At 50.1% G+C, this 19762-nt stretch carries 17 protein-coding genes and 1 pseudogene; 11 read left to right on the top strand and 7 right to left on the bottom strand.

Annotated features, from left to right (window positions below; translation table 11 throughout):
- Positions 1 to 9: 9 nt before the first annotated feature.
- A complete protein-coding gene (gene nrdR / locus ACTHSX_RS08200; RefSeq protein ID WP_070607152.1) occupies positions 10 to 462 on the bottom strand; it encodes a transcriptional regulator NrdR in 453 nt (150 codons plus the stop codon).
- 197 nt (positions 463 to 659) lie between these two features.
- The gene (locus tag ACTHSX_RS08205) at positions 660 to 1502 is read right to left on the bottom strand and encodes a class II glutamine amidotransferase (RefSeq protein ID WP_063068260.1); all 843 of its coding nucleotides are present in this window, start codon (positions 1500 to 1502) and stop codon (positions 660 to 662) included.
- Positions 1503 to 1664: 162 nt separating this feature from the next.
- On the opposite strand from ACTHSX_RS08205, the gene ACTHSX_RS08210 reads away from it, so the two are divergent.
- Both ACTHSX_RS08210 and ACTHSX_RS08215 read left to right on the top strand, forming a co-directional pair.
- Positions 1665 to 1943, top strand: a complete 279-nt coding sequence (locus tag ACTHSX_RS08210; protein ID WP_440377348.1) for a hypothetical protein — start codon at positions 1665 to 1667, stop codon at positions 1941 to 1943.
- Between the two features lie 186 nt (positions 1944 to 2129).
- Positions 2130 to 2966 (top strand): annotated as a pseudogene (locus ACTHSX_RS08215) (surface lipoprotein assembly modifier).
- Positions 2967 to 3186: 220 nt separating this feature from the next.
- On the opposite strand, the gene ACTHSX_RS08220 reads toward ACTHSX_RS08215, so the two are convergent.
- A complete protein-coding gene (locus ACTHSX_RS08220; RefSeq protein WP_440377349.1) occupies positions 3187 to 4023 on the bottom strand; it encodes a PHP domain-containing protein in 837 nt (278 codons plus the stop codon).
- A gap of 65 nt (positions 4024 to 4088) precedes the next feature.
- Positions 4089 to 6482, bottom strand: a complete 2394-nt coding sequence (locus ACTHSX_RS08225; protein WP_440377350.1) for a penicillin-binding protein 1A — start codon at positions 6480 to 6482, stop codon at positions 4089 to 4091.
- Between the two features lie 153 nt (positions 6483 to 6635).
- Here ACTHSX_RS08225 and pilM point away from each other — a divergent pair, with 153 nt between their 5' ends.
- From pilM to aroB, 7 genes are all read left to right on the top strand, one after another.
- Positions 6636 to 7727, top strand: coding sequence for a type IV pilus assembly protein PilM (pilM, locus tag ACTHSX_RS08230; protein WP_440377351.1), 1092 nt, complete (start codon positions 6636 to 6638; stop codon positions 7725 to 7727).
- A 4-nt stretch (positions 7728 to 7731) separates the two neighbouring features.
- Complete coding sequence (locus ACTHSX_RS08235) at positions 7732 to 8355, top strand: PilN domain-containing protein (protein WP_295708523.1); 624 nt, start codon at positions 7732 to 7734, stop codon at positions 8353 to 8355.
- Positions 8355 to 9026 carry a type 4a pilus biogenesis protein PilO gene (locus ACTHSX_RS08240; protein WP_004520855.1) on the top strand — a complete coding sequence of 224 codons (672 nt, stop codon included), beginning with the start codon at positions 8355 to 8357 and terminating at the stop codon, positions 9024 to 9026. Before ACTHSX_RS08235 ends, ACTHSX_RS08240 begins: the two co-directional genes overlap by 1 nt.
- Before the next feature lie 15 nt (positions 9027 to 9041).
- Positions 9042 to 9584 (top strand): pilus assembly protein PilP, encoded by a 543-nt coding sequence (locus tag ACTHSX_RS08245; protein WP_314588207.1) that lies wholly within the window; start codon positions 9042 to 9044, stop codon positions 9582 to 9584.
- A gap of 20 nt (positions 9585 to 9604) precedes the next feature.
- Entirely contained in the window at positions 9605 to 11737 is a 2133-nt protein-coding gene (gene pilQ / locus ACTHSX_RS08250) for a type IV pilus secretin PilQ (RefSeq protein ID WP_440377352.1), read from the top strand.
- A gap of 132 nt (positions 11738 to 11869) precedes the next feature.
- Positions 11870 to 12382 (top strand): shikimate kinase, encoded by a 513-nt coding sequence (locus tag ACTHSX_RS08255; protein ID WP_070713651.1) that lies wholly within the window; start codon positions 11870 to 11872, stop codon positions 12380 to 12382.
- A 21-nt stretch (positions 12383 to 12403) separates the two neighbouring features.
- Positions 12404 to 13483 (top strand): 3-dehydroquinate synthase, encoded by a 1080-nt coding sequence (gene aroB, locus ACTHSX_RS08260; protein WP_440377353.1) that lies wholly within the window; start codon positions 12404 to 12406, stop codon positions 13481 to 13483.
- Positions 13484 to 13613: 130 nt separating this feature from the next.
- Here the strand turns inward: aroB and ACTHSX_RS08265 are convergent, their stop codons facing one another.
- The 3 genes from ACTHSX_RS08265 to ACTHSX_RS08275 all read right to left on the bottom strand — a co-directional run bounded on the left by ACTHSX_RS08265 (position 13614) and on the right by ACTHSX_RS08275 (position 16346).
- Complete coding sequence (locus ACTHSX_RS08265; RefSeq protein ID WP_440377354.1) at positions 13614 to 14927, bottom strand: sensor histidine kinase; 1314 nt, start codon at positions 14925 to 14927, stop codon at positions 13614 to 13616.
- 29 nt (positions 14928 to 14956) lie between these two features.
- Entirely contained in the window at positions 14957 to 15634 is a 678-nt protein-coding gene (locus ACTHSX_RS08270; RefSeq protein ID WP_440377355.1) for a response regulator, read from the bottom strand.
- A gap of 145 nt (positions 15635 to 15779) precedes the next feature.
- On the bottom strand, positions 15780 to 16346 hold the full coding sequence (locus ACTHSX_RS08275) for an NADPH-dependent FMN reductase (protein WP_440377356.1): 567 nt from the start codon (positions 16344 to 16346) through the stop codon (positions 15780 to 15782).
- A 136-nt stretch (positions 16347 to 16482) separates the two neighbouring features.
- On the opposite strand from ACTHSX_RS08275, the gene ACTHSX_RS08280 reads away from it, so the two are divergent.
- Both ACTHSX_RS08280 and dacB read left to right on the top strand, forming a co-directional pair.
- Positions 16483 to 17910, top strand: a complete 1428-nt coding sequence (locus ACTHSX_RS08280) for an MFS transporter (RefSeq protein ID WP_440377357.1) — start codon at positions 16483 to 16485, stop codon at positions 17908 to 17910.
- A 69-nt stretch (positions 17911 to 17979) separates the two neighbouring features.
- Positions 17980 to 19392: a D-alanyl-D-alanine carboxypeptidase/D-alanyl-D-alanine endopeptidase gene (gene dacB / locus ACTHSX_RS08285; protein WP_440377358.1), complete on the top strand. Its 1413-nt coding sequence runs from the start codon at positions 17980 to 17982 to the stop codon at positions 19390 to 19392.
- The last annotated feature ends 370 nt before the right edge of the window (positions 19393 to 19762 follow it).

Genomic DNA, 19762 nt, shown 5'->3' on the forward strand with positions numbered 1-19762 from the left:
CAGACGGCCTTATTTGGCTTTACATTCGGCGATGACTTGGGTGAATTCGGAAACGTCTTTAAAGCTTTTATAGACAGACGCGAAGCGGACATAAGCAACTTGGTCGATTTTTGCCAGCTCTTCCATCGCCATTTCGCCGACGATGCGCGAAGCGACCTCTTTTTTGCCCAAACGGTAGAGGCGTTGCTCGATAAGAGCAACGGTTTCATCGATTTGTTCTTGTGTGACAGGACGTTTGTGCAGCGCGCGCTCAAGGCTAGTCTGCAGTTTGTGCGCATTGAAGGGAACCCGTGTGCCGTTGGATTTGATGACTTGCGGCATCCGCATTTCAACGGTTTCAAAAGTGCTGAAGCGTTGTCCGCATTCCAAGCATTTGCGACGGCGACGGATGCTGTTGGTGTCTTCCAGCCATCGCGAGTCGGTTACTTGTGTGTTGGGGTGTTGGCAAAACGGGCACTTCATCGTGTTTCCTTGTCATACGCTCGGCAAGGTCGCTAAGCAATTGAATTTATTGTTTGTGAACTATTATTGTAGCGGATTGCGTTATTTTCGTATAGTAAAGGCTCTTCGCTGGATTAAGTATAAAAAGGCCGTCTGAAAGGGCAACTTTGGCGAAGTTGGGCTTTTCAGACAGCCTTGAGTTTTCAGTCAATCAACCGTTAAACCGATACGCCGACGGCACGGGCGATTTCCAAACCTTCTTCCGCACTCATGTAAACCGGATTTTCGGGGCGGTCGCTGCGGACGATATCGCCGTCTTGAAACATCACCAATTCATTGACTGCCAATTGCGACCAGGTTTCATCTCGCGTCAGAGGCAGGGTGGCGATGACGGAAACTTTATCGTTCGGGGTGGTCACTTCTGAAAAATCGACCATGACATCATCGTCCAGCAAACGGGCTTTGCCAAACGGGGCTTTGCGCACGATGTAGTGCAGTAAGGTACTGGCGTGGGCAAACAGGCAGTCGCCGTTGGACATCACAAAGTTGAACAAGCCGTAGCGGCGGATTTCATGAGTCAGGCCGGCAATGGCGTCAAACAAAACTTCAGGTTCGGGTTTGGTGGCAAAGCGGCTGCGCAGGCGGTTGAGGATAAAGCAGAACGCGCGTTCGGAATCGGTCGTGCCGACGGCATGGTAGTACTCGCCCTGCTCAGGAAAAAAATCAATCAAATGGCCGTTGTGGGCAAACAGCCAATATTCGCCCCACATCTCGCGCATGAAGGGATGAGTGTTTGCTAGTGAGGTCTGGCCTTGTGAGGCCTTGCGGATATGGGCGATAACGTTTTCAGATTTGATTTGGTAGGCGCGCACCAAGTCGGCAACGGGAGAGTTGGCGCTGGGCTTGTCGTCGTGAAACAAACGCACGCCTTTGCCTTCAAAAAAGCCGATACCGAATCCGTCGGCATGGTGGTCGGTAATGCCGCCACGGCGGCGGAAGCCTTCAAAAGAAAACATGATGTCTGTGGGAGTGTTGCAATTCATGCCGAGCAGTTGGCACATGGCGTTAACCTTTTTTCCGAGTATTTATAGGGTCATTATGGTGTATCGGGCAGGCAGTTTCAATATATTCTTTGCCGTTTTTGGGTAGGTAATACAGGCCGTATCGAATTAAAAATAAATATTTTCGCCTTATTGGAGGTTTTTAGGACATTTACTAATTCTGTGCTAACACTTCGTTTGTGGCAGGATACCCGCCAAACCATGCAGGAGCAGGAACAAAAAGTGCGCGAATATCATCTCGATATTTCTGTTCCGCATACCGGGCAGACAGCCGAGAGCGATTCCGAAGCCGACCAAGGCGAGGCATTGTTTAACGCCGTCAACCGCAGCGATTGGCAAGCCGTTCGTCCGCTGCTGGAGCGTTATACCCAGCAAAGCGAATACGATCCCGATATCGCTTCGTTTGCCCGCGCCTCGTTGGCTCGGGGCGAAGGCAAGTGAGCCGCCAAACAAGAATACGAAACCCTGTTGCAACGCCATCCCGACTTCACACGCGGACGGCTTGATTACGCCCGACTGCTCTTTGAAGGCCGTCTGAACCGTGAAGCCTCTTCTCAATTTGCACATCTTCAAAACGAAGATTTGCCCGAAGCCGTTAAAGAAAACATTGCCCATTTTCAAGATGCCTTGAATCAACGTCAAAGCTGGAAGGGTAGTCTTTCCGTCGGTGCCGTCCGCAATAGCAACATCAATGAAGGCAGCAGCAAAGTGTGGTGTAAAACCGAAATCGACGGCGAATGCTGGGAAGAATTTTCAGGCGACAAACCCATTTCTGCCAACAGCATCAAATACGAAGCCGCCGCCGTCCGCCGCTGGCAGGTTAAAGGACACCACGGTATCGCCGCCTGAGCGCTCGGCTACGGCCGCTTCTACCGTGATCATCGGAACTTTAACGAACACACGCTCAACCTCAGTGCAGGCTACCAGTTTGAAAACCAGTGCTACACTTTCGCCCTCGCTCCGCTCATCGAATGGAACGGTAGCGGCAGCAAAACCTTCAACCGCGCCTATGGCGCGCGCAGCGAATGGAACCTCGACAAAGGCGGCTGGACGTGGAACACCGAAGCCGAGTGGAAACGTCTTTCTTATGCAGACAAAACCCGTTTGCTCGACGGCAGCCTCCTCTCCGTTTACAACACCTTGTCTTATTTCCCTCGTAGCGACTTGATGCTCTACGGCGGCATAGACTGGCAACAGTACAAAACGAAAGACCCTGTGGACAGCTATCGTCAAATTTCTGCACGGTTGGGTGCGGCAAAAATGTTTGAAGCCGGCTTCGACGCCTCCGCTTCCGCCACTTTCGGTATCCGCAGCCACCGCGAAGAAAACGCCGTACTCGAACAACGCCGCCGTGACAAAGAACAAACCTACCGCCTCAGCATAGGCGCGGACCGCTGGAAATTCGCCGGCCTCAAGCCCGCCCTCAGCTACAAACACCGCCGCGTCCACGGCAACACCGACTGACTGTATAGCTACAAACAAAACGAAGTCGGTTTATCGCTGGTGAGGTCGTTTTAACTTGCGGTAAAGAGAAATAAAAATGAAAAGGCCGTCTGAAAGTATTTTTCAGACGGCCTGATTGATGATGGAAGCGCTGATTTTAAGAATATTGAACTTTAGCTGAATGGAAACAGGTTGCTTAAAAACTAGGGGCTGTATTTTCGTTTTGAAAATTTAGAAAAATTCAGACGGCCTTAAAGTGTTTCCATACAGGACGGCATTGTTCGGGTAAGTCGGGACAGGCGCCGAGTATGCCGCCGCTGAAGTCGTTGGGGCGGTGGAAGTCGCTGCCTGCGCTGGCGAGAAAGTCGAAACGGTCGGCAAGTAGGGCATAGTTGAGGCGGTCGTTTTTACAGCAGTTGCCGCTGTGCACTTCAATTCCTGCGCCGCCGAGGTTTTTAAATTCTTGAAACAGGTTTCGTTTGACGGTGGCGGATAATTCATAGCGCATCGGGTGGGCAACAATGGCCATGCCGCCCGCGCCTGTAATTGCGGCTACGCAGTCTTCCAGTGTGGCCCATTCGTGTCTGACGGAACAGGATTTGCCGTCGCCCAGGTATTTGGTAAATGCCTGCTGTTTGTTTTTGACATGGCCTTCGCGGATGAGGAATTCGGCAATGTGGGTGCGGCTGGCCATTTCTTTGTTGGCGGCCAATGCCAGCGCGCCTTCATACGCGCCTGTGATGCCTTTTTTCTCCAGTTTGGCCGCGATGGCTTCCAATCGTTTCAGACGGCCTTTGCGGACTTCGGCAAGCAGGTTTTGCAGGGCTTCATTGTGTTCGTCAAAGTCCAAGCCGACAACGTGGATGGTACGGCCGCGCCAAGTGACGGATATTTCCACGCCGTTGACGAAGGGGAGGCCGAGGGTATCGGCTTCGGCGCGTGCTTCGGCAAGTCCGCCGGTATGGTCATGGTCGGTCAGGGCGAGCAGGGTGCAACCGTTTTGACGGGCGAGTCGGACAACTTCGGTTGGGGATAGCATGCCGTCTGAAACGGTCGAATGGCAGTGTAAATCAATCATGGTTTTGCTTTGAATTTTCTCAAAAAAGGCCGTCTGAACGTTTCAGACGGCCTTGCTTTAGAACATTAGAACAGAGAGTCCAGTTGTTGTCTGTTGTTGCCGGTATTGCTTGGCAGAACTGGGGTTTCGTCTGATTCTTCGCGGGCTGGCGCAGTGTTGCTCTCGGCATGGCGGCGGTTTTCATTCGGAACCGCACGACGGGCAGGTTGGGCAGGGCGCGGAGCAACGCCGCTGTTGTCCAAGGCCAGGTCGGAGCTGGTGGTCATGCGTTCGCGCATATACACTTCGCCGCCGTTTGCAACCACGCCTTCAGGCGCTTTCATCGGTTTGACGCTGGTGCCTTTCAGGGCAAAGCGCATGTATTCTACCCAAACCGGTACGGCGATTGTACCACCGTAGCCTGCACGGCCCATGCTGCGCGGTTTGTCAAAGCCGATATAGACGGCAGTCACAACGCTAGGGTTGAAGCCGACAAACCATGCGTCTTTGTTGTCGTTGGTGGTGCCGGTTTTACCGGCAATGTCGGAGCGGCCGAGTGCGGCTGCACCGCGTGCGGTACCGACACGGACAACGTCCTGCATGATTTTGTACATAATGTAGGCGTTGCGAGGGTCAATGGCTTGAGGTGCGTTTTCACCGGCTACCAAAGGTTGCATTTGCGCCTTCAGACGGCCTTGGCTGTCGTAGATTTTGTCGATGACGTAGGCAGATACTTTGTAACCGCCGTTGGCAAAGACGCTGTAACCTTCTGCAATACGCAACGGCGTGGTTTCGCCTGTACCCAAAGCCATAGACAGGCTGGCAGGAATTTCAGACGGCTTGAAGCCGAAGCGTTGGATGTATTGTTGCGCGTAACCGATACCGATAGACATCAGGATGCGGATGGATACCATGTTTTTCGAAGCGGTCAAAGCCTGGCGCAGCGTGATGTAGCCGGAATAGCGGCCGTCTGAATTTTTCGGGTTCCACGCTTTGCCGTTTGCACCTTTACCCGGCAGGGAAATCGGCGCATCGTTAATCATGGTGGAGGCAGTCATGCCTTTTGCCAAAGCGGCGGAATAAACAAACGGTTTGAACGTAGAGCCGGGTTGGCGCATGGCTTGAGTTGCGCGGTTGAAGGTTTTGCTGTGGTAGTCATAGCCGCCGACCAATGCACGGACTGCACCGGTTTTCGCATCTAAAGACACTAATGCGCCTTGCAGCAAAGGCTCTTGAACGACGGTAAAAGTATCGCCGCTGCCTTTAACGCGAATGACGGAGCCGCGGCGGATGCGGTCATCACCCATTTTTTCGTTGTTGACTGCACGGGCGGCAAAGCCTAAAGCGTGGCTGTTCAGCGTGACTTTACGGCCGCTCGGCAACTGAATCTGTACACCTTTGCGTGAGGCTTCCAAGACAACCGCCGGAATCATTTTATCGACGGTGTAAAGTGTAGAAAGATATTGGCTGACGGTTTCTTCTACGTTGTCGCTTTTGCTCAGGTCAATGTAGTTTTCCGCACCGCGGTAGCTGCTGCCGCGGTCGAAATTGCGCAGGACTTTACGCAGGGCTTCTGTGGCCACGCGCTGGTGTGCGGTGTCGACGGTGGTGTATACCTTGAAGCCTTGCGTGTAGGCATCTTCGCCGTATTTCTCAAACAGCTCTTGACGCACCATTTCGGCAACGTACAGAGCGCTTTGATCGATGTTTTGTACAAAACGCTCGTAATGCAACTCTTCTTTCAAAGCCTGATCGCGTTGCTGCAGGGTAATCATGCCTTCTTCCAGCATATTGTTCAGAATATAAGCCTGACGCAGTTTGGCACGCTCAGGGTTCACAATCGGATTGTAGGCGGAAGGGGCTTTGGGCAAGCCGGCCAACATGGCGGCTTCGGCCAATGTTAAATCATTAACATTTTTATTGAAATAAATTTGGGCGGCAGATGCAAAACCATAAGCGCGTTGACCCAAATAGATTTGGTTGAAGTACAGCTCCAAAATCTTGTCTTTGCTCAAAGACTGCTCGATTTTGTAGGCCAGCAGGGCTTCGTTGAACTTACGGGTGAACGAACGCTCGCTGCTCAGGTAGAAGTTTTTGGCAACCTGTTGCGTAATCGTACTGGCACCGGATTGAACGCCACCAGCCATGACATTGCCGATTGCGGCGCGCGCCACGCCCCAAACGTCCACGCCCCAGTGGTCGTAGAAGCGTTTGTCTTCGGCGGCAATCACGGCGTCTTTCAAAATTTTCGGGAAGTCGCCGATTTTGGTAAATTCACGCCGTTGTTCGCCGTAAACGCCAATGACTTGGCCGTCTGAAGAATAAATCGTCAGCGGCATTTTTGGTTTGTAGTGTTGTAAAGAGTCCAAAGACGGCAGTTTTGGATAGGTTACCAAAATTGCAATTGCAATCAGACCTACACCGAAAAGAGCCAGTCCTAATAAGAGACCCATGCAGGTCGTTATAATCTTTTTAATCATGACTAAGTAATAATTTTGCCATTAATGGCGATAAATAAAGTAAAATGGGAAACGATTTCTATCAGCCACAGTCAATACTGTGTAAAGAATAAGAAGTCCTTTACGGATAACGAAACAGTTACTCACTCCTAAATGATACAGGGAAGTCAAATCATGCGCTTATTTAAAAGCACGAAAGATACCAAAACAGGCAAGGCTTCTAGCGGATTGAACAACCGCTCTGCCATCGGCGTCGACATCAGCCAACATGCCATTAAGATGGTACAACTGACAGGCCGTAGTTTAAACCAAATTCAGCTGGAAAAATACGTTATTACCAAATTGCCTAAAAATATTGTCAAAGGCAACAAAATTCAAGACTACGATCAGCTTGCTACTTACATCCAACATACTTACACACAATTACGCAGTTCTTGCAAAAATATTGTTGCTGCAGTGCCACAAAATTTGGCGACAGTCGAGCAAATTATTTACAACCCGCGTGATACCGATTTGGACTTGGAAGAGTTTGTCGAGGCGGAAGTCGGCCAATTTGCGCCCATTGAAGAAATGAACTACGACTTTCAAGCTGAAGAAGTCGGTTCAAGCCAGCATGTTTTAGCTGTTGCCGCCAAAAAAGACGATGTAGAGCCGCGCATTGAAATGTTTGAGAATGCGGGCTTGCCTTTGTCCGCTTTGGATTTGGACTTGCTGGCGCAACGCAATGCCTTTGTCTATTGGATGAATACGCATGCTCCCGAAATGGCAGAGGAAAAAGTTGCCGTGTTCGGCATTCATGCGACGCAAATGTATGCCCTGATTTTGCAAAACGGCCGTATCCTCTACAAACAAGAAACACCGGTCAGCACTGAGCAGCTCAATCAGCTGATTCAGCGTACTTATCAGGTAACGGAAGAAAAAGCCGCACAAATGATGGCTTCCCAAAACAAACCTTCAGACTACCAGTCTCAGATTGCCGACCGTTTTAATGTGCAGGTTGCGCAAGAAGTTCAGCGTGTTCTGCAATTTTACTATACCACGCAGGCTACTGATTCTTTCGCCAATATCAAACACATCCTGCTGACCGGCTTTACCGCGCAACAGGCAGGTTTGGCGGAAAGCATTTTCTCGCAAACCAATACGGCAACAGAATATCTGCATCCGATTTCATATGTGGAACGCAGTGCAAAAGTAGAATTGCCGCAGTTTCAAATTGATGCGCCGTCACTGACTTTGGCGTTCGGATTGGCATTAAGGGGACTTTGAGAACATGATCGAATTAACCAGAATCAACCTTCTTCCGTATCGGGAAGAGATTAAACAGCGCAAGCAGCAGCAATTCAAAATATTGATGCTTGGTGCTTTTGCGGTGGGTTTGGGCTTGGCGGCCGCTACCTATCTCGGTATTGACAGCGCCATCAGCAATCAAGAGGGCCGCAACAACTTCCTGCAAACCGAAATCGACAGACTTGATAGAGAATTGGGCGAAATCGATAAACTTCAGCAAGAAAAAGAAGCCTTCTTAGCCAAGAAGCTGAAAGTTGAAGAGTTGCAGGAAAAACGCTATCAAGCGGCTTATATCCTTGATTCTTTGAATGCGCTTACGCCCGATAATACTTATTTGACTGCGTTGGAAGCAGAAAGCCCGACCAGCTATAAAATCAGCGGCCATGCCATCAGCGACAATAAAATTGCCGTTATGATGCGCTCCCTGCCAAGTACAGGTATTTTCTTGCAACCTGAATTGTTGAGCATTAAAAAAGTAGATAACTACCAAGAATTTACTTTGAAATCTTCAATCAACCAAGTAAATACGCCGGCTCCTGCACCGACTGCCCAAAGCAGCGGTGAAACGGCCGAACCTGTAGCAGAACCTGCTCCGGAGGCTCAATAATGGCATCTAAAAACCTGAAACAATTGGACGTACAAAACCTGTACCTGCTCAATATGCCTTCAAAACTTTTGCTGGCAGGTTTATTGATTGTCGGTATGTTGGCTTTGGGCTATGTCGGCGTATTTAAAGATCAGATTGAAACCTTGAATACGCAGGAAGCCAAAGAAGAAGAGCTGAAGGAAACCTTTACGCGTAAAAGCATTCAGGCGGCAAGCTTGAACAATTTGAAAGCAGAATTGGCCTCGATCCGTTCTGCATTTGACGTTTTGTTGAAACAACTGCCGACCGACGCGGAAATTCCAAACCTGATTCAAGAGCTGCATCAGGCAGGTTCAACCAACGGATTGCGTTTGGATAGCGTTGCGCCGCTCCAACCTGAAAACGATGGTCCGATTCAAAAACTGCCGTATCAGATTTCCATCACAGGCAAATACTCACAGATCAGCCAATTTACCCGTGATGTAGGCGATTTGTCGCGCATTATTACTTTAGATTCTTTGAAACTCGTGAACGCAGGCGAGGACAAAGAAGGCAAAGGCAATAAAGGCGAGTTGACATTGAGTGCGATTGCAACGACTTACAAAGCCCGTCCGGCCGAAGAGATTGCTGCCGAATTGGCTGCGCAACAGGCACAAGAAGAAGGCAAACCTGCCGAGAATGAGCAAAAATAAAAGAATAGGGAAATCATGAAAAAAATCATCTTACTCTTAAGTCTTCTTCCCTTGGCAGCCTGTACGCAAAGCTATGAAGATTTGACTCAATGGATGACGCAAACCCGTCAGGAAGCAAAATCTAAGATTATTCCGTTTGAAGAGCCGACGGTTACATTGCCTAAGCCGTATAGCCCTCCGAACTTTAAAGGCTTAAATGCGTTTGATTCACGTCGTTTGGACACTGCCCCTAAAGGCGGCAATGCGCCGGATGTGAACCGTCCGAAAGAAACATTGGAAGCCTTCAGTTTGGAAAACATGGCCTTTGTCGGAACGCTGCAAAGCGGCGGCAAAGTTTCCGGATTTATCAAGGTCAACGACCATGTTTATACCGTTTATCCCGGAAACTACATCGGTCAAAATTACGGCAGAATCCAAAGTATTACCGAAGATAAAATTATCTTGACCGAGCAAGTTGAAGACAGCTACGGCAACTGGGTGTACCGGAAGGCCGAATTGCCATTGAGCAGTAAAGAGGCGGATTCTTCCAATAGCTCAGATAGTTCGAATTCAAATTAATTTAGGGGTCTCACTCGATTATGAAAACCAAGCACATGACAAAATTATTTGCCGGCTTCAGCGTTGCCCTCGCTGTTCAGACGGCCTTTGCAGGCAATATTACCGATATCAACGTTTCCACTTTGCCTGACAACCAAAAAATCATCAAAATCCGTTTCGACAAAGACGTCACCACACCTCATGGTTTTGTAACATCTACTCCGGCGCGTATCGCATTGGATTTTGCCAACACCAATATCCGTTTGCCTCAGCCTGTTTTGGAATATGCCGACCCATTGCTGAATCAAATTACTGCGGCACAAAACAATGACCGCGCACGCGTGGTTTTGGGCTTGAACAAAATCAGCCAATACAATACTGAGATTCGCGGCAACGAAGTTTGGGTATTTGTAAACGAATCTACTGATCAAACCAATGCGGCTGTTGCAAATGAACGTGCGGCTACGCCGTCTACCGCGCGCGCTACTCAGACTTATCAAGCCGTTTCAGCAGCCAATATCGATTTCCGCAAAGGTGCACGCAATTCCGGCATTATTGAATTGTCCGCCCCAGGTTTCAGCGGGCAGCCGGACATTAAACAGCAGCGCGACCGTGTGGTTGTTACCTTGAAAAACCATACGCTGCCGACACAAGCGCAACGCAGTTTGGATGTGGCTGACTTCAATACCCCTGTACAAAACGTTACGCTCAAACGCATCGGCAATTCTACCCAGCTCATTATCCGCAACAATAATGCGAATTGGGACATCAATACCAAAGCTTCTTCCGGCCGTTTTGTATTTGAAGTATCGCCTAAAGCCGCCAATACCGAATCCAGCGGCTTGAACCAAAATGCGAATAAATCGTTTAAAGGCCGTAAAATTTCCTTGGACTTCCAAGATGTAGAAGTCCGTACCATTTTGCAGATTTTGGCGAAAGAGTCCGGTGTGAATATTGTTGCCAGCGATACCGTCAAAGGCACCATGACCCTGTCCCTGAAAGATGTACCTTGGGATCAGGCTTTGGACTTGGTTATGCAGGCGCGCAATTTGGATATGCGCCGTCAAGGCAACATTATCAATATCGCACCTCGAGATGAATTGTTGGCAAAAGACAAAGCCTTCTTGCAGGCTGAAAAAGAGATTGCCGAATTGGGTCCGCTGTATTCTCAAACCTTCCAGTTGAAATACAAAAACGTGGAAGAGTTCCGTAAAATTCTGCGCTTGGAAGAATACGACAGCAATAATTCCAATACCCGCAATACTCTGTTGAGCAACCGAGGCAGCGCCTTAATCGATCCGGCCACCAATACGCTGATCGTAACCGACAACCGTGGCGTGATTGAGAAATTCCGCAAACTGATTGATGAATTGGACGTTCCAACCCGTCAAGTGATGGTGGAAGCGCGTATTGTGGAAGCTGAAGATACCTTCTTCCGCAACTTGGGCGTTAAATTCGGTTCTGGTGGTGCAAGTGGCCGTAACGCATGGGGCAGCAACTGGAGCAATGCGCAAACTAACTACAATACCAATGCCTCATTTAATCGTGGCGATGTAGGCTATCGCACATGGACTTTGGATCCGAACGTCAGTCTGCCGACCGCAGCCGCAGTCAACAGCATTGCGCTGGTGCGTGCGTTCTCGTCCGGTGCATTGGGCTTGGAAATCAGCGCGTCTGAAGAACAAGGTAAGAGCAAAACCATTTCCAATCCGCGCGTGCTGACACAAGACCGCAAAGAAGCCAAAATCGAATCCGGTACGGAAATTCCTTACCAAGAAGCTTCTTCCAGCGGTGCGACTTCGATTACCTTCAAGAAAGCCGTTTTGGGCTTGACCGTAACGCCGAACATTACGCCTGATGGTCAAATCATCATGACTGTGAAGATTAATCGCGATACCCCGATCGACTGTACCGTGGATTCTCTGACAACCAAGTGTATCAACACCAAACACTTGAATACCCAAGCCATGGTTGAAGATGGCGGTACGCTGATTGTCGGCGGTATTTACGAAGAAGAAAGCACCAATGCAGTGAACAAAGTACCTGTTTTGGGCGATATTCCTGTTGTCGGCAATCTGTTCAAATCACGCGGTAAACGTGAAAACCGCCGTGAGCTGTTGATCTTCATCACGCCGCGCATTATGGATAATGTGGGTAACAATCTGCGCTACTGATTTTTAAAATGACAAACAGGCATATCTGCAAAGGTATGCCTGTTTTGGTTTTCGGACGGCCTGAGATGAAAAGGCCGTCTGAAAAACGACGAACTTTTCCACGAAACCACCATATCGTATAAAATGACCCTCATGGAAAAAATCAACGGTAATTTAATTTTAATTGGGCTGATGGGCGCGGGTAAAACCACTTTGGGCAAGCAGCTTGCCCAAATGTTTGAATGCCCGTTTTACGACAGCGACTACGAAATCTGCACTTCTTCGGGTGTATCCATTCCGACCATTTTTGAGATGGAAGGGGAGGAAGGCTTCCGCAACCGCGAAACCAATATGCTGAAGAAGCTCGCTTCCCGGCGCAACATTGTTTTATCGACCGGTGGCGGCTCAGTATTGCGCAGTGAAAACAGACAGATTCTGCGCCAAAACGGCACGGTTGTTTATCTGCATGCCAGCCCCGAAACCTTGCTGGAGCGTACCCGTTACGACAGCAACCGGCCGCTGTTGCAAGTTGCCGACCCTTTGGTCAAATTGCAAGAGCTGTATGACCAACGCGATACGCTGTACCGTCAAACCGCCCATCTCGTCATCGAATCCGACAGCTGTCACAAAACGCTCAAACGCCTGATACAGGCTTTAGGCGAGTAAATAGCTTTGCAAAGGAACACCATGCGCACACTGACTGTCCAAACCCCGTCCCATCAATACCCCATCTTTATCGGGCATAAACTGATTGAGCAGGCCGATACGCTGCTTCAGCCCTATTTAGGCAAAAAAGCAGCCATTATTACCAACGAAACCGTTGCGCCGCTTTATCTCAAACAGCTTCAGACGGCCTTAGACAGACTGGGCGTGCCGCATTTCAGCATCATCCTTCCCGACGGCGAAGAATATAAAAACTGGCAGACGCTTAACCTGATTTACGATGGCCTGATGCAAAACCGTGCCGAACGCAAAACCACTTTAATCGCTTTGGGCGGCGGCGTGATAGGCGATATGGTCGGCTTTGCCGCGGCGACTTATCAGCGTGGCGCACCTTTTATCCAAGTGCCGACCACATTGCTCAGCCAGGTCGATTCCTCGGTCGGCGGTAAAACCGCCATCAACCATCCGCTCGGTAAAAACATGATTGGCGCGTTCTACCAGCCGCAGGCCGTGCTGGCCGATTTGACCGCCCTGCAAACGCTGCCGCAACGCGAACTTTCCGCAGGTATGGCCGAAGTCATCAAATACGGCGCATTGGGCGATGCCGAATTTTTTGCTTGGTTGGAAGAAAATATGGCCGACCTGATGGCGCAACATCAAGAAAAAATGGCAGAAGCCGTTTACCATTGCTGCAAAATGAAGGCCGATATTGTTGCCCAAGACGAAACCGAGCAGGGTATCCGCGCATGGCTTAATCTCGGCCACACTTTTGGCCATGCCATCGAAGCCGAAATGGGCTATGGCGTATGGCTGCATGGTGAAGCTGTTGCCGCCGGTTGCGTCCTCGCTTCCCGTTTGTCGCAAATTTTGGGTAAAACCCAACAAGCCGATACCGACCGCATTGCCGCTTTAATGGAAGCCGCCGCCCTCCCGTCTGCGCCGCCTGTTTTCTCCTTTGAAAAATGGATTGAACACATGAGCCACGACAAAAAAGTCAGCAGCGGCATCATGCGTTTTGTCGGCTTGGAATACTTGGGTAAAGCCAATATCACTGAAATTACCGATATAGAAATCCTCCGCCAAACTTTGCAGCCGTATTTGTGAGGAATGAATGAGGTTTGCTTTAAAATATAAAAAGGCCGTCTGAAAGTTATTTTCAGACGGCCTTTGGTTTTTTAAGCGTTTTCATTTATCGGCTTAAAGCTAGATAAACCAATTTGGGTGGGTCAATCATTTAAAGCGTCTTTTTATCCAACTCGGCAATAATCAGCAAACCGCTGTCAAAGCGTCTGCTGTCGGCCAGTTTCAGACGGCCTTGATGGCGTTTGACAATGGTGTCTGCAATGGACAGCCCCAGGCCGGTGCCTTGTTGTTCGGTGCCGAGAATGCGGTAGAAGGGGTCGATAACGCGTTGGCGTTCGCTTGGGGGAATGCCGGGGCCGTCGTCTTCCACCCAGATATTGAGGTATTCGGCGGTTTCGTCAAAGCCCAAATCGATGCGGCCGCCTTTGGGGATGTAGCGGATGGCGTTGTCGGTAAAGGTTTTGATAAGGGTGTAGATTTCGGTGTCGTCGGCGTGGATTTGGCAGTCATTTTCAACGGCAACGCCGATGTCTTGACCTTTGGCCAGCGCCAGCGGCATGAGTTCCTGCAAGACGCGGCGGAACTGGTTTTGCAGGCTGATCAGGGTTTTGGGGCGTTGGATTTCGGGCGCTTGGGCGCGTGCGAGGGAAAGGAGTTGCTCGAGCAGGTGGCGGTTGCGCTGTATGCTTTGTTGCAACAGGGCGGACTGCTCGCGCGCTTCGGCGGACAGCTGCATATTGTTGAGCCGCTCTGCCTGAAGGGAAAGGGCGGTCATGGGGCTACGCAATTCGTGTGCGGCATCGGCGATAAAGCGTTGCTGTTGGCGGACGTTTTCATCGGTACGCTGCAACAAGTTGTTGATGGCGACGACAAAGCCTTGGATTTCGCTGGGAATGTTTTGGGTGTCCATCGGCGAGAGGTCATTGATTTTGCGCTGTTCCAAATCGTTGGACAGGGTTTTGACGGAACGCATGGCGCGATGGGTAATCCAGACGGTGAGCAGGATAATCAGGGGCAGGGCGAGGAGCATGGGGAGGATGCTCTGCACGGCGGCCATTTCGGCCAGCTCTTCGCGGTAGTCACTTTCCTGCATGACGGCAATTCGGCCTTGTTTGGTGGTGCGGGTGTAAACGCGGTAGTAATCGTCGTCGTCATCGGCCTGAATGGTGTGCAGGCCGTCTGAAATCTGCTCAGGCAGGCTGACGATGGGGTTGGGCGTATTGGGAAATTGAACGGAAATCTTATTGTCGTTGTCGAGCGAGTGTTTCTCGTCATCGGCATCGCTCGGGTCGAGATAGTTCGCAACTTGGCGCAACAGGTCGTCTTGAACCTCTTGGGTCTCGTGATAGGTATCGTAATATGAAAATATGCCTGCAAGAATGGAGAGGGGCAGGAGCATGCAGATCAGGGCGAGGCTGATTCGGACTTGCAGGGATTGTTTGATGGTGTGGATAAGGCGTTGCATGGTTTGTGTATTGATATTGTTGTGATTTTTCAGACGACCTGGTTGTTTTGTGCAACCAGCCAGCCGACCCCGCGGACGTTTTGAATCGCTTCTTTGCCGAGTTTTTTGCGTAAGGCGTGAATCAGGAAGTCAACGGCGTTGCTTTCGACTTCTTCGCCCCAGCCGTAAATTTTGTCTTCCAAATCGCTGCGCGACAGAATCATGCCCGGACGCAGCAGCAGGGCTTGGAGGACGGCAAACTCTTTGTTGCTGAGCATGACGGCCTGTTCCTGCCCGACTACTTCCGCCTGATGGGTGGAAGGGTTGAGCGTGATGATGCCGTTGGTCAGCAGCGTTTGCGCCTGTCCGCCGTGTCGGCGCAATACGGCGCGCATACGGGCTTGCAGTTCCGCCATGTCGAAGGGTTTGACGATGTAGTCGTCTGCGCCGCCGTCCAGGCCGTTGAGGCGGCTGTGCAAATCGTCGCGTGCGGTCACGATTAAGACGGGAACGGTACAGCCGCCATTGCGGATTTGCGCCAATACGTCCAAACCGTCTTTGCCGGGTAAACCCAAATCCAAGAGCAGTAAATCGTATGCTTGCGCTGCGACTGCCGCGGCTACTTCCGAACCGCGGCTGACCCAATCGACAGCGTAGCCGGTGTCTTTCAGGTTGGCACTGACGGCTTGGGCAATCATGGCATCGTCTTCAACCAATAATACGCGCATGGAAGTTCTCCGGAGGATGGGTGGGTAGGGATTATAACCGCACTCAATTAGTAAAAATTTAGGAAGGGTTGAAAAACTGATTTTTTGCAAAAGATGAGGCCGTCTGAAATTCGGTTTTCAGACGGCCTGTATGCTTCAATCCCGATTATTTAGGGTTTTTCTCAATCAAGGCAACCAATTGGTCGATATAGCCTTGAACAAATCCGCGCGCAGATTCGATGAGCTGGCCGTTGTCGTCAAACAGGGTAGGCGAGTTGCCGAGGAACACTTCCGGTTGGCCGGTCAGCGGCATATCGAAATACGAAAGGGCAAGGCGCAGATTTTTTTGCGAGCTATAGCCGCCCATCTTACCGACAGAATGGCTGATGATACCGGCAGGTGTTTTTTTCCAGGCAACATCGGCATTGGGTTTGGAACCGATGTCGATGGCGTTTTTCAGGCAGGCCGGTACGGTACGGTTGTTCTCAGAAGTCACGAACAATACGCCGGCCGAAGCTTTGATGGTTTCACGGAAATCGGTATAGCTGGATGGAGTAGGGAAGTCGGTAACGGCAGGATCGTCGTAGTCGAAGTTGTACAAAGGCAAATGGCCGATTTCGACGATTTGCGCTTCGTAGCCTTCGGGGAACATGGAAATGACGTTTTGTGCGATTTTTCGTGCAAACGAGCCTTTACGCAGGCTGCCGACCAAGATGCTGACTTTCTTTGACATGTTTTTCTCCTGTTTGATGATAAAAATGAAAACGATTCTAAATTTTAGTGTTGTCTGGGGATGCGGTCAAGGTTTCAGACGGCCTGTCAAAACGGTTTATGCTAAAATAACGGTTTTGCTGATATTTCAAATTATTATGCACGCTTCTGATTTGCAAGAGGACGCAACGGTACACGAATACTTCGCCGACACCCCCGATTTTCCTGCTAAAACCATTGTCGCCACCTTATTCATCGGCGCATTTTTCGGCTATCTCAACGACACGCTGCTGAATGTCGCGCTCACGCCGATTATGAAAGATTTTGGTGTCGACAAGACCACGGTCCAATGGCTGACGACGGGCTTTTTGCTGGTCATGGGCGCATTTACGCCGATTACGGCAGGCGTGATTCAATGGTTTGAAACGCGCAAAATGGTGCTGTTTACGCAGGCAACGTTTTTAGCAGGCTCGCTGATTTGCGCGTTTGCACCGACGTTTGGCGTATTGGTGGTCGGGCGTATGGTGCAGGCAGTGTCTGCCGCGTTTTTTGTCCCGCTTCTGTTTAACGGAGTGTTGTCGATTTTCCCGCCCAACAAACGCGGAACGGCGATGGGCGTGATTACCATGATGTTTACCGCCGCGCCTGCAATGGGGCCGACGCTGTCGGGCATCATCATCGACCATACGCATTGGCGCGTGCTGTTCGGCTTTACCGCGCCGTTTATGTTGGCGGCGATGGTGCTGGTGGGTAAATATTTGACGGTCAATTTGAGCAACATCAGCCGTCCGAAAATCGATATGTTGTCGGCTGTGCTGTCGATTGCAGGCTTCGGCGGGCTGGTTTATGCGAGCAGTAATTTTGCCCATATGCCGCTGGTGGAATTTGTCCTGCTCTTCGCCGCTTCTATTGTACTGGTGGGGTGGTTTGCGCACCGTCAGTTCCGTTTGGCCACGCCGTTGTTGAACCTTCGGGCGTTTGGATACAAACAGTTCAGATATTGCGTTGTGATTTTGGCCGGTGCGGTATTCCTGTTCTTGGGCTTGGAACTGATGGTGCCGATGTACACGCAGCAAGTGTTGATGCTGACCGGTACGGCAACCGGCCTGATCCTGATGCCTGCCAGCATTGCCCAAGCGGTTGCCGCGCCTTTGTTCGGCAAATTGTTGGATAAAAAGGGCGGACGCTTTGTCGTCTTGCCGGCAACAGTGATGCTGGTGGTGTCGCTGGCGGTATTGTGGCTGTTTTTGCGGATTGATACTCAAGTGGTGATGTTGACGGCGATGTTTACGCTGTTGGCACTTTCCGTGTCTGCTTGTGTAACCGGCGAAACCCATGGTTTGAACGCGTTGCCGAAAACGCTCAATCCGCACGGTGCGGCGATTCTGACCACCATCAACCCGATTGCCGGTGCCATCGGCGCGGCGTTTTTCGTCGGTGCGACCAATATTGGAGAGAGACTTTCCAGCGCAGATATGCCGCAACAGGCAATGTTGGACGGTATCCATTTGGCGATGGGTTGCGCTTTGGGTGTCGGTGTTGTGGTCGTCATGTTTGCTTTGCGTTTGAAAGCGCATCAGAAATAAATAAAAGGCCGTCTGAAACGTTCAGACGGCCTAAGTACCTCGCAAGAATTTATAAGATTTTGTAACACAATGAAGTTAAAAAGTATTTTATCAATCAGCCTGATGATGGCGGTTTGTCCGTCATGGGCTTTGGACTTCGGGCGTATTCCTGAAAATGAAATTTCCGTTTATGTGCAGGAATTGGACAGTGGCAAAGTGATTGCCGAACACCGTGCCGATGAATTGCGCAATCCTGCTTCGACCATGAAGCTGGTAACGGCGTTTACCGCGTTCCGTATGTTGGGCGGCGATTATCGTTGGAAAACCGAGTTTAGAACCAACGGCTCAATCAAAGGCGATACACTGAAAGGCAATGTGTATTGGGTGGGGAGCGGCGATCCTGTGTTTGACCAGCATGATTTGGTGCAAATGCAGCAACAGATGCGCGATAAGGGCATACGCCATATTGACGGACATCTGATACTCGACCGCAGCCTGTGGGGCGATGTGAAGAATCCGGATGATTTTGCTTCTGACTCTGCCGAAAGCTTTATGACACCGCCTGATCCCAATATGTTGGCGTATAAAACCGTTGAACTGCGTGCTGAAAAAGAAGAAGACGGAAGCTTGGTCATCCGTACCAATCCGCCGCTGCCGAATCTGAACATTCAAAACAAATTGACGCTTGAAGATAAGGAAGGGAAGTGCAGTGTTTTAAAAAACCACATGAAGACTGCCTATAAAAACAATACGCTGACCGTATCGGGCAAGCTGCCGGAAAGCTGCTTAGGCAAAGAGCTGTATCTGAATATGTACAGCATGAAAGAATTTGTCGGCAAAAGTTTTGTGAACCAATGGCGCCAACAAGACGGTACGGTTTCAGACGGCCTGACGACAGGTGTTGCGCCTCATGATGCGCATGTGTTGGCAAGCCATCTATCCAAACCGCTTACCGATATCCTCACCGATATGAACAAGCATTCTAATAATCTGATTGCCCGTTCGGTTTTCCTTAAATTTGCCGGAAATGTGTCTGATTACAAGCTGGCGCAGACTAAGGCCGCCTCTATCGTAAAAAGCGAGCTGGCGGTTGCTGGTATCAATACGGAAGGGCTGGTGTTGGAAAACGGCTCAGGCCTGTCCCGCGTTGAACGGCTTAATGCGCGAATGATGGCGCAAATGTTGGAAAAAGCCTACTTCAGCCCGTTTAAAAACGAGTTTATCAGTACGCTGCCGATTGCCGGTAAAGACGGCACGCTTAAAACACGCTTGAAACAGCCAGGTGAAAACCTGCGCCTTAAAACCGGTACGCTTAAAGATGTCCGCGCGCTGGCAGGGTATTGGTTGGGCGAAAAGCCGTTGCTGGTTGTCGTCATTATCAACAGCCAAAAATCAACCGATTATTTACGCGACTTGGATAAGCTAGTGTCTAAAATTGTTCAGCCCGGTGGAGAACATTGGATTGATGCTAAAGCTTCTTGCATGATTAGGTATCAGGCTTGATAAGCTAAAAGGGGCCGTCTGAAAATGTATTGACGTTTTCAGACGGCCTTTGTGTAAGAAGAGGAGGCAAGTATTGATGTCTATTTTGAAAGATGATTTAGGGATTTGATGAATAAGCGTTTGGTGTGAAGCAGCTTGAGATGGATGCTCTTTCAGGATTCAAGCCATATTTTTTCAGACTTATTGTGTTGTCCTATTTTATATTATCTAAAATAGCTGGATTTTTTATGAAAAGGCATAAGGTATAGACGAAAAAATACCGGTAAAAACCGGTATTTTTTATTTTTAACTTGATGGCGCGGCGGACGGGGCTCGAACCCGCGACCCCCGGCGTGACAGGCCGGTACTCTAACCAACTGAGCTACCACCG

This window comes from Neisseria sp. P0014.S002, from assembly GCF_051958295.1.
Taxonomy (GTDB): Bacteria; Pseudomonadota; Gammaproteobacteria; order Burkholderiales; family Neisseriaceae; genus Neisseria; species Neisseria flavescens_B.

What these genes read in the sequence shown, in the direction of transcription:
- dacB (WP_440377358.1), top strand. Translation starts at nt 17,980, where the DNA reads ATGAAGTTAAAAAGTATTTTATCAATCAGCCTGATGATGGCGGTTTGT.
- ACTHSX_RS08265 (WP_440377354.1), bottom strand. Translation starts at nt 14,927, where the DNA reads ATGCAACGCCTTATCCACACCATCAAACAATCCCTGCAAGTCCGAATC.
- nrdR (WP_070607152.1), bottom strand. Translation starts at nt 462, where the DNA reads ATGAAGTGCCCGTTTTGCCAACACCCCAACACACAAGTAACCGACTCG.
- ACTHSX_RS08280 (WP_440377357.1), top strand. Translation starts at nt 16,483, where the DNA reads ATGCACGCTTCTGATTTGCAAGAGGACGCAACGGTACACGAATACTTC.
- ACTHSX_RS08225 (WP_440377350.1), bottom strand. Translation starts at nt 6,482, where the DNA reads ATGATTAAAAAGATTATAACGACCTGCATGGGTCTCTTATTAGGACTG.
- ACTHSX_RS08240 (WP_004520855.1), top strand. Translation starts at nt 8,355, where the DNA reads ATGGCATCTAAAAACCTGAAACAATTGGACGTACAAAACCTGTACCTG.
- ACTHSX_RS08205 (WP_063068260.1), bottom strand. Translation starts at nt 1,502, where the DNA reads ATGTGCCAACTGCTCGGCATGAATTGCAACACTCCCACAGACATCATG.
- ACTHSX_RS08255 (WP_070713651.1), top strand. Translation starts at nt 11,870, where the DNA reads ATGGAAAAAATCAACGGTAATTTAATTTTAATTGGGCTGATGGGCGCG.
- ACTHSX_RS08270 (WP_440377355.1), bottom strand. Translation starts at nt 15,634, where the DNA reads ATGCGCGTATTATTGGTTGAAGACGATGCCATGATTGCCCAAGCCGTC.
- pilM (WP_440377351.1), top strand. Translation starts at nt 6,636, where the DNA reads ATGCGCTTATTTAAAAGCACGAAAGATACCAAAACAGGCAAGGCTTCT.
- ACTHSX_RS08275 (WP_440377356.1), bottom strand. Translation starts at nt 16,346, where the DNA reads ATGTCAAAGAAAGTCAGCATCTTGGTCGGCAGCCTGCGTAAAGGCTCG.
- ACTHSX_RS08245 (WP_314588207.1), top strand. Translation starts at nt 9,042, where the DNA reads ATGAAAAAAATCATCTTACTCTTAAGTCTTCTTCCCTTGGCAGCCTGT.
- pilQ (WP_440377352.1), top strand. Translation starts at nt 9,605, where the DNA reads ATGAAAACCAAGCACATGACAAAATTATTTGCCGGCTTCAGCGTTGCC.
- ACTHSX_RS08235 (WP_295708523.1), top strand. Translation starts at nt 7,732, where the DNA reads ATGATCGAATTAACCAGAATCAACCTTCTTCCGTATCGGGAAGAGATT.
- aroB (WP_440377353.1), top strand. Translation starts at nt 12,404, where the DNA reads ATGCGCACACTGACTGTCCAAACCCCGTCCCATCAATACCCCATCTTT.
- ACTHSX_RS08220 (WP_440377349.1), bottom strand. Translation starts at nt 4,023, where the DNA reads ATGATTGATTTACACTGCCATTCGACCGTTTCAGACGGCATGCTATCC.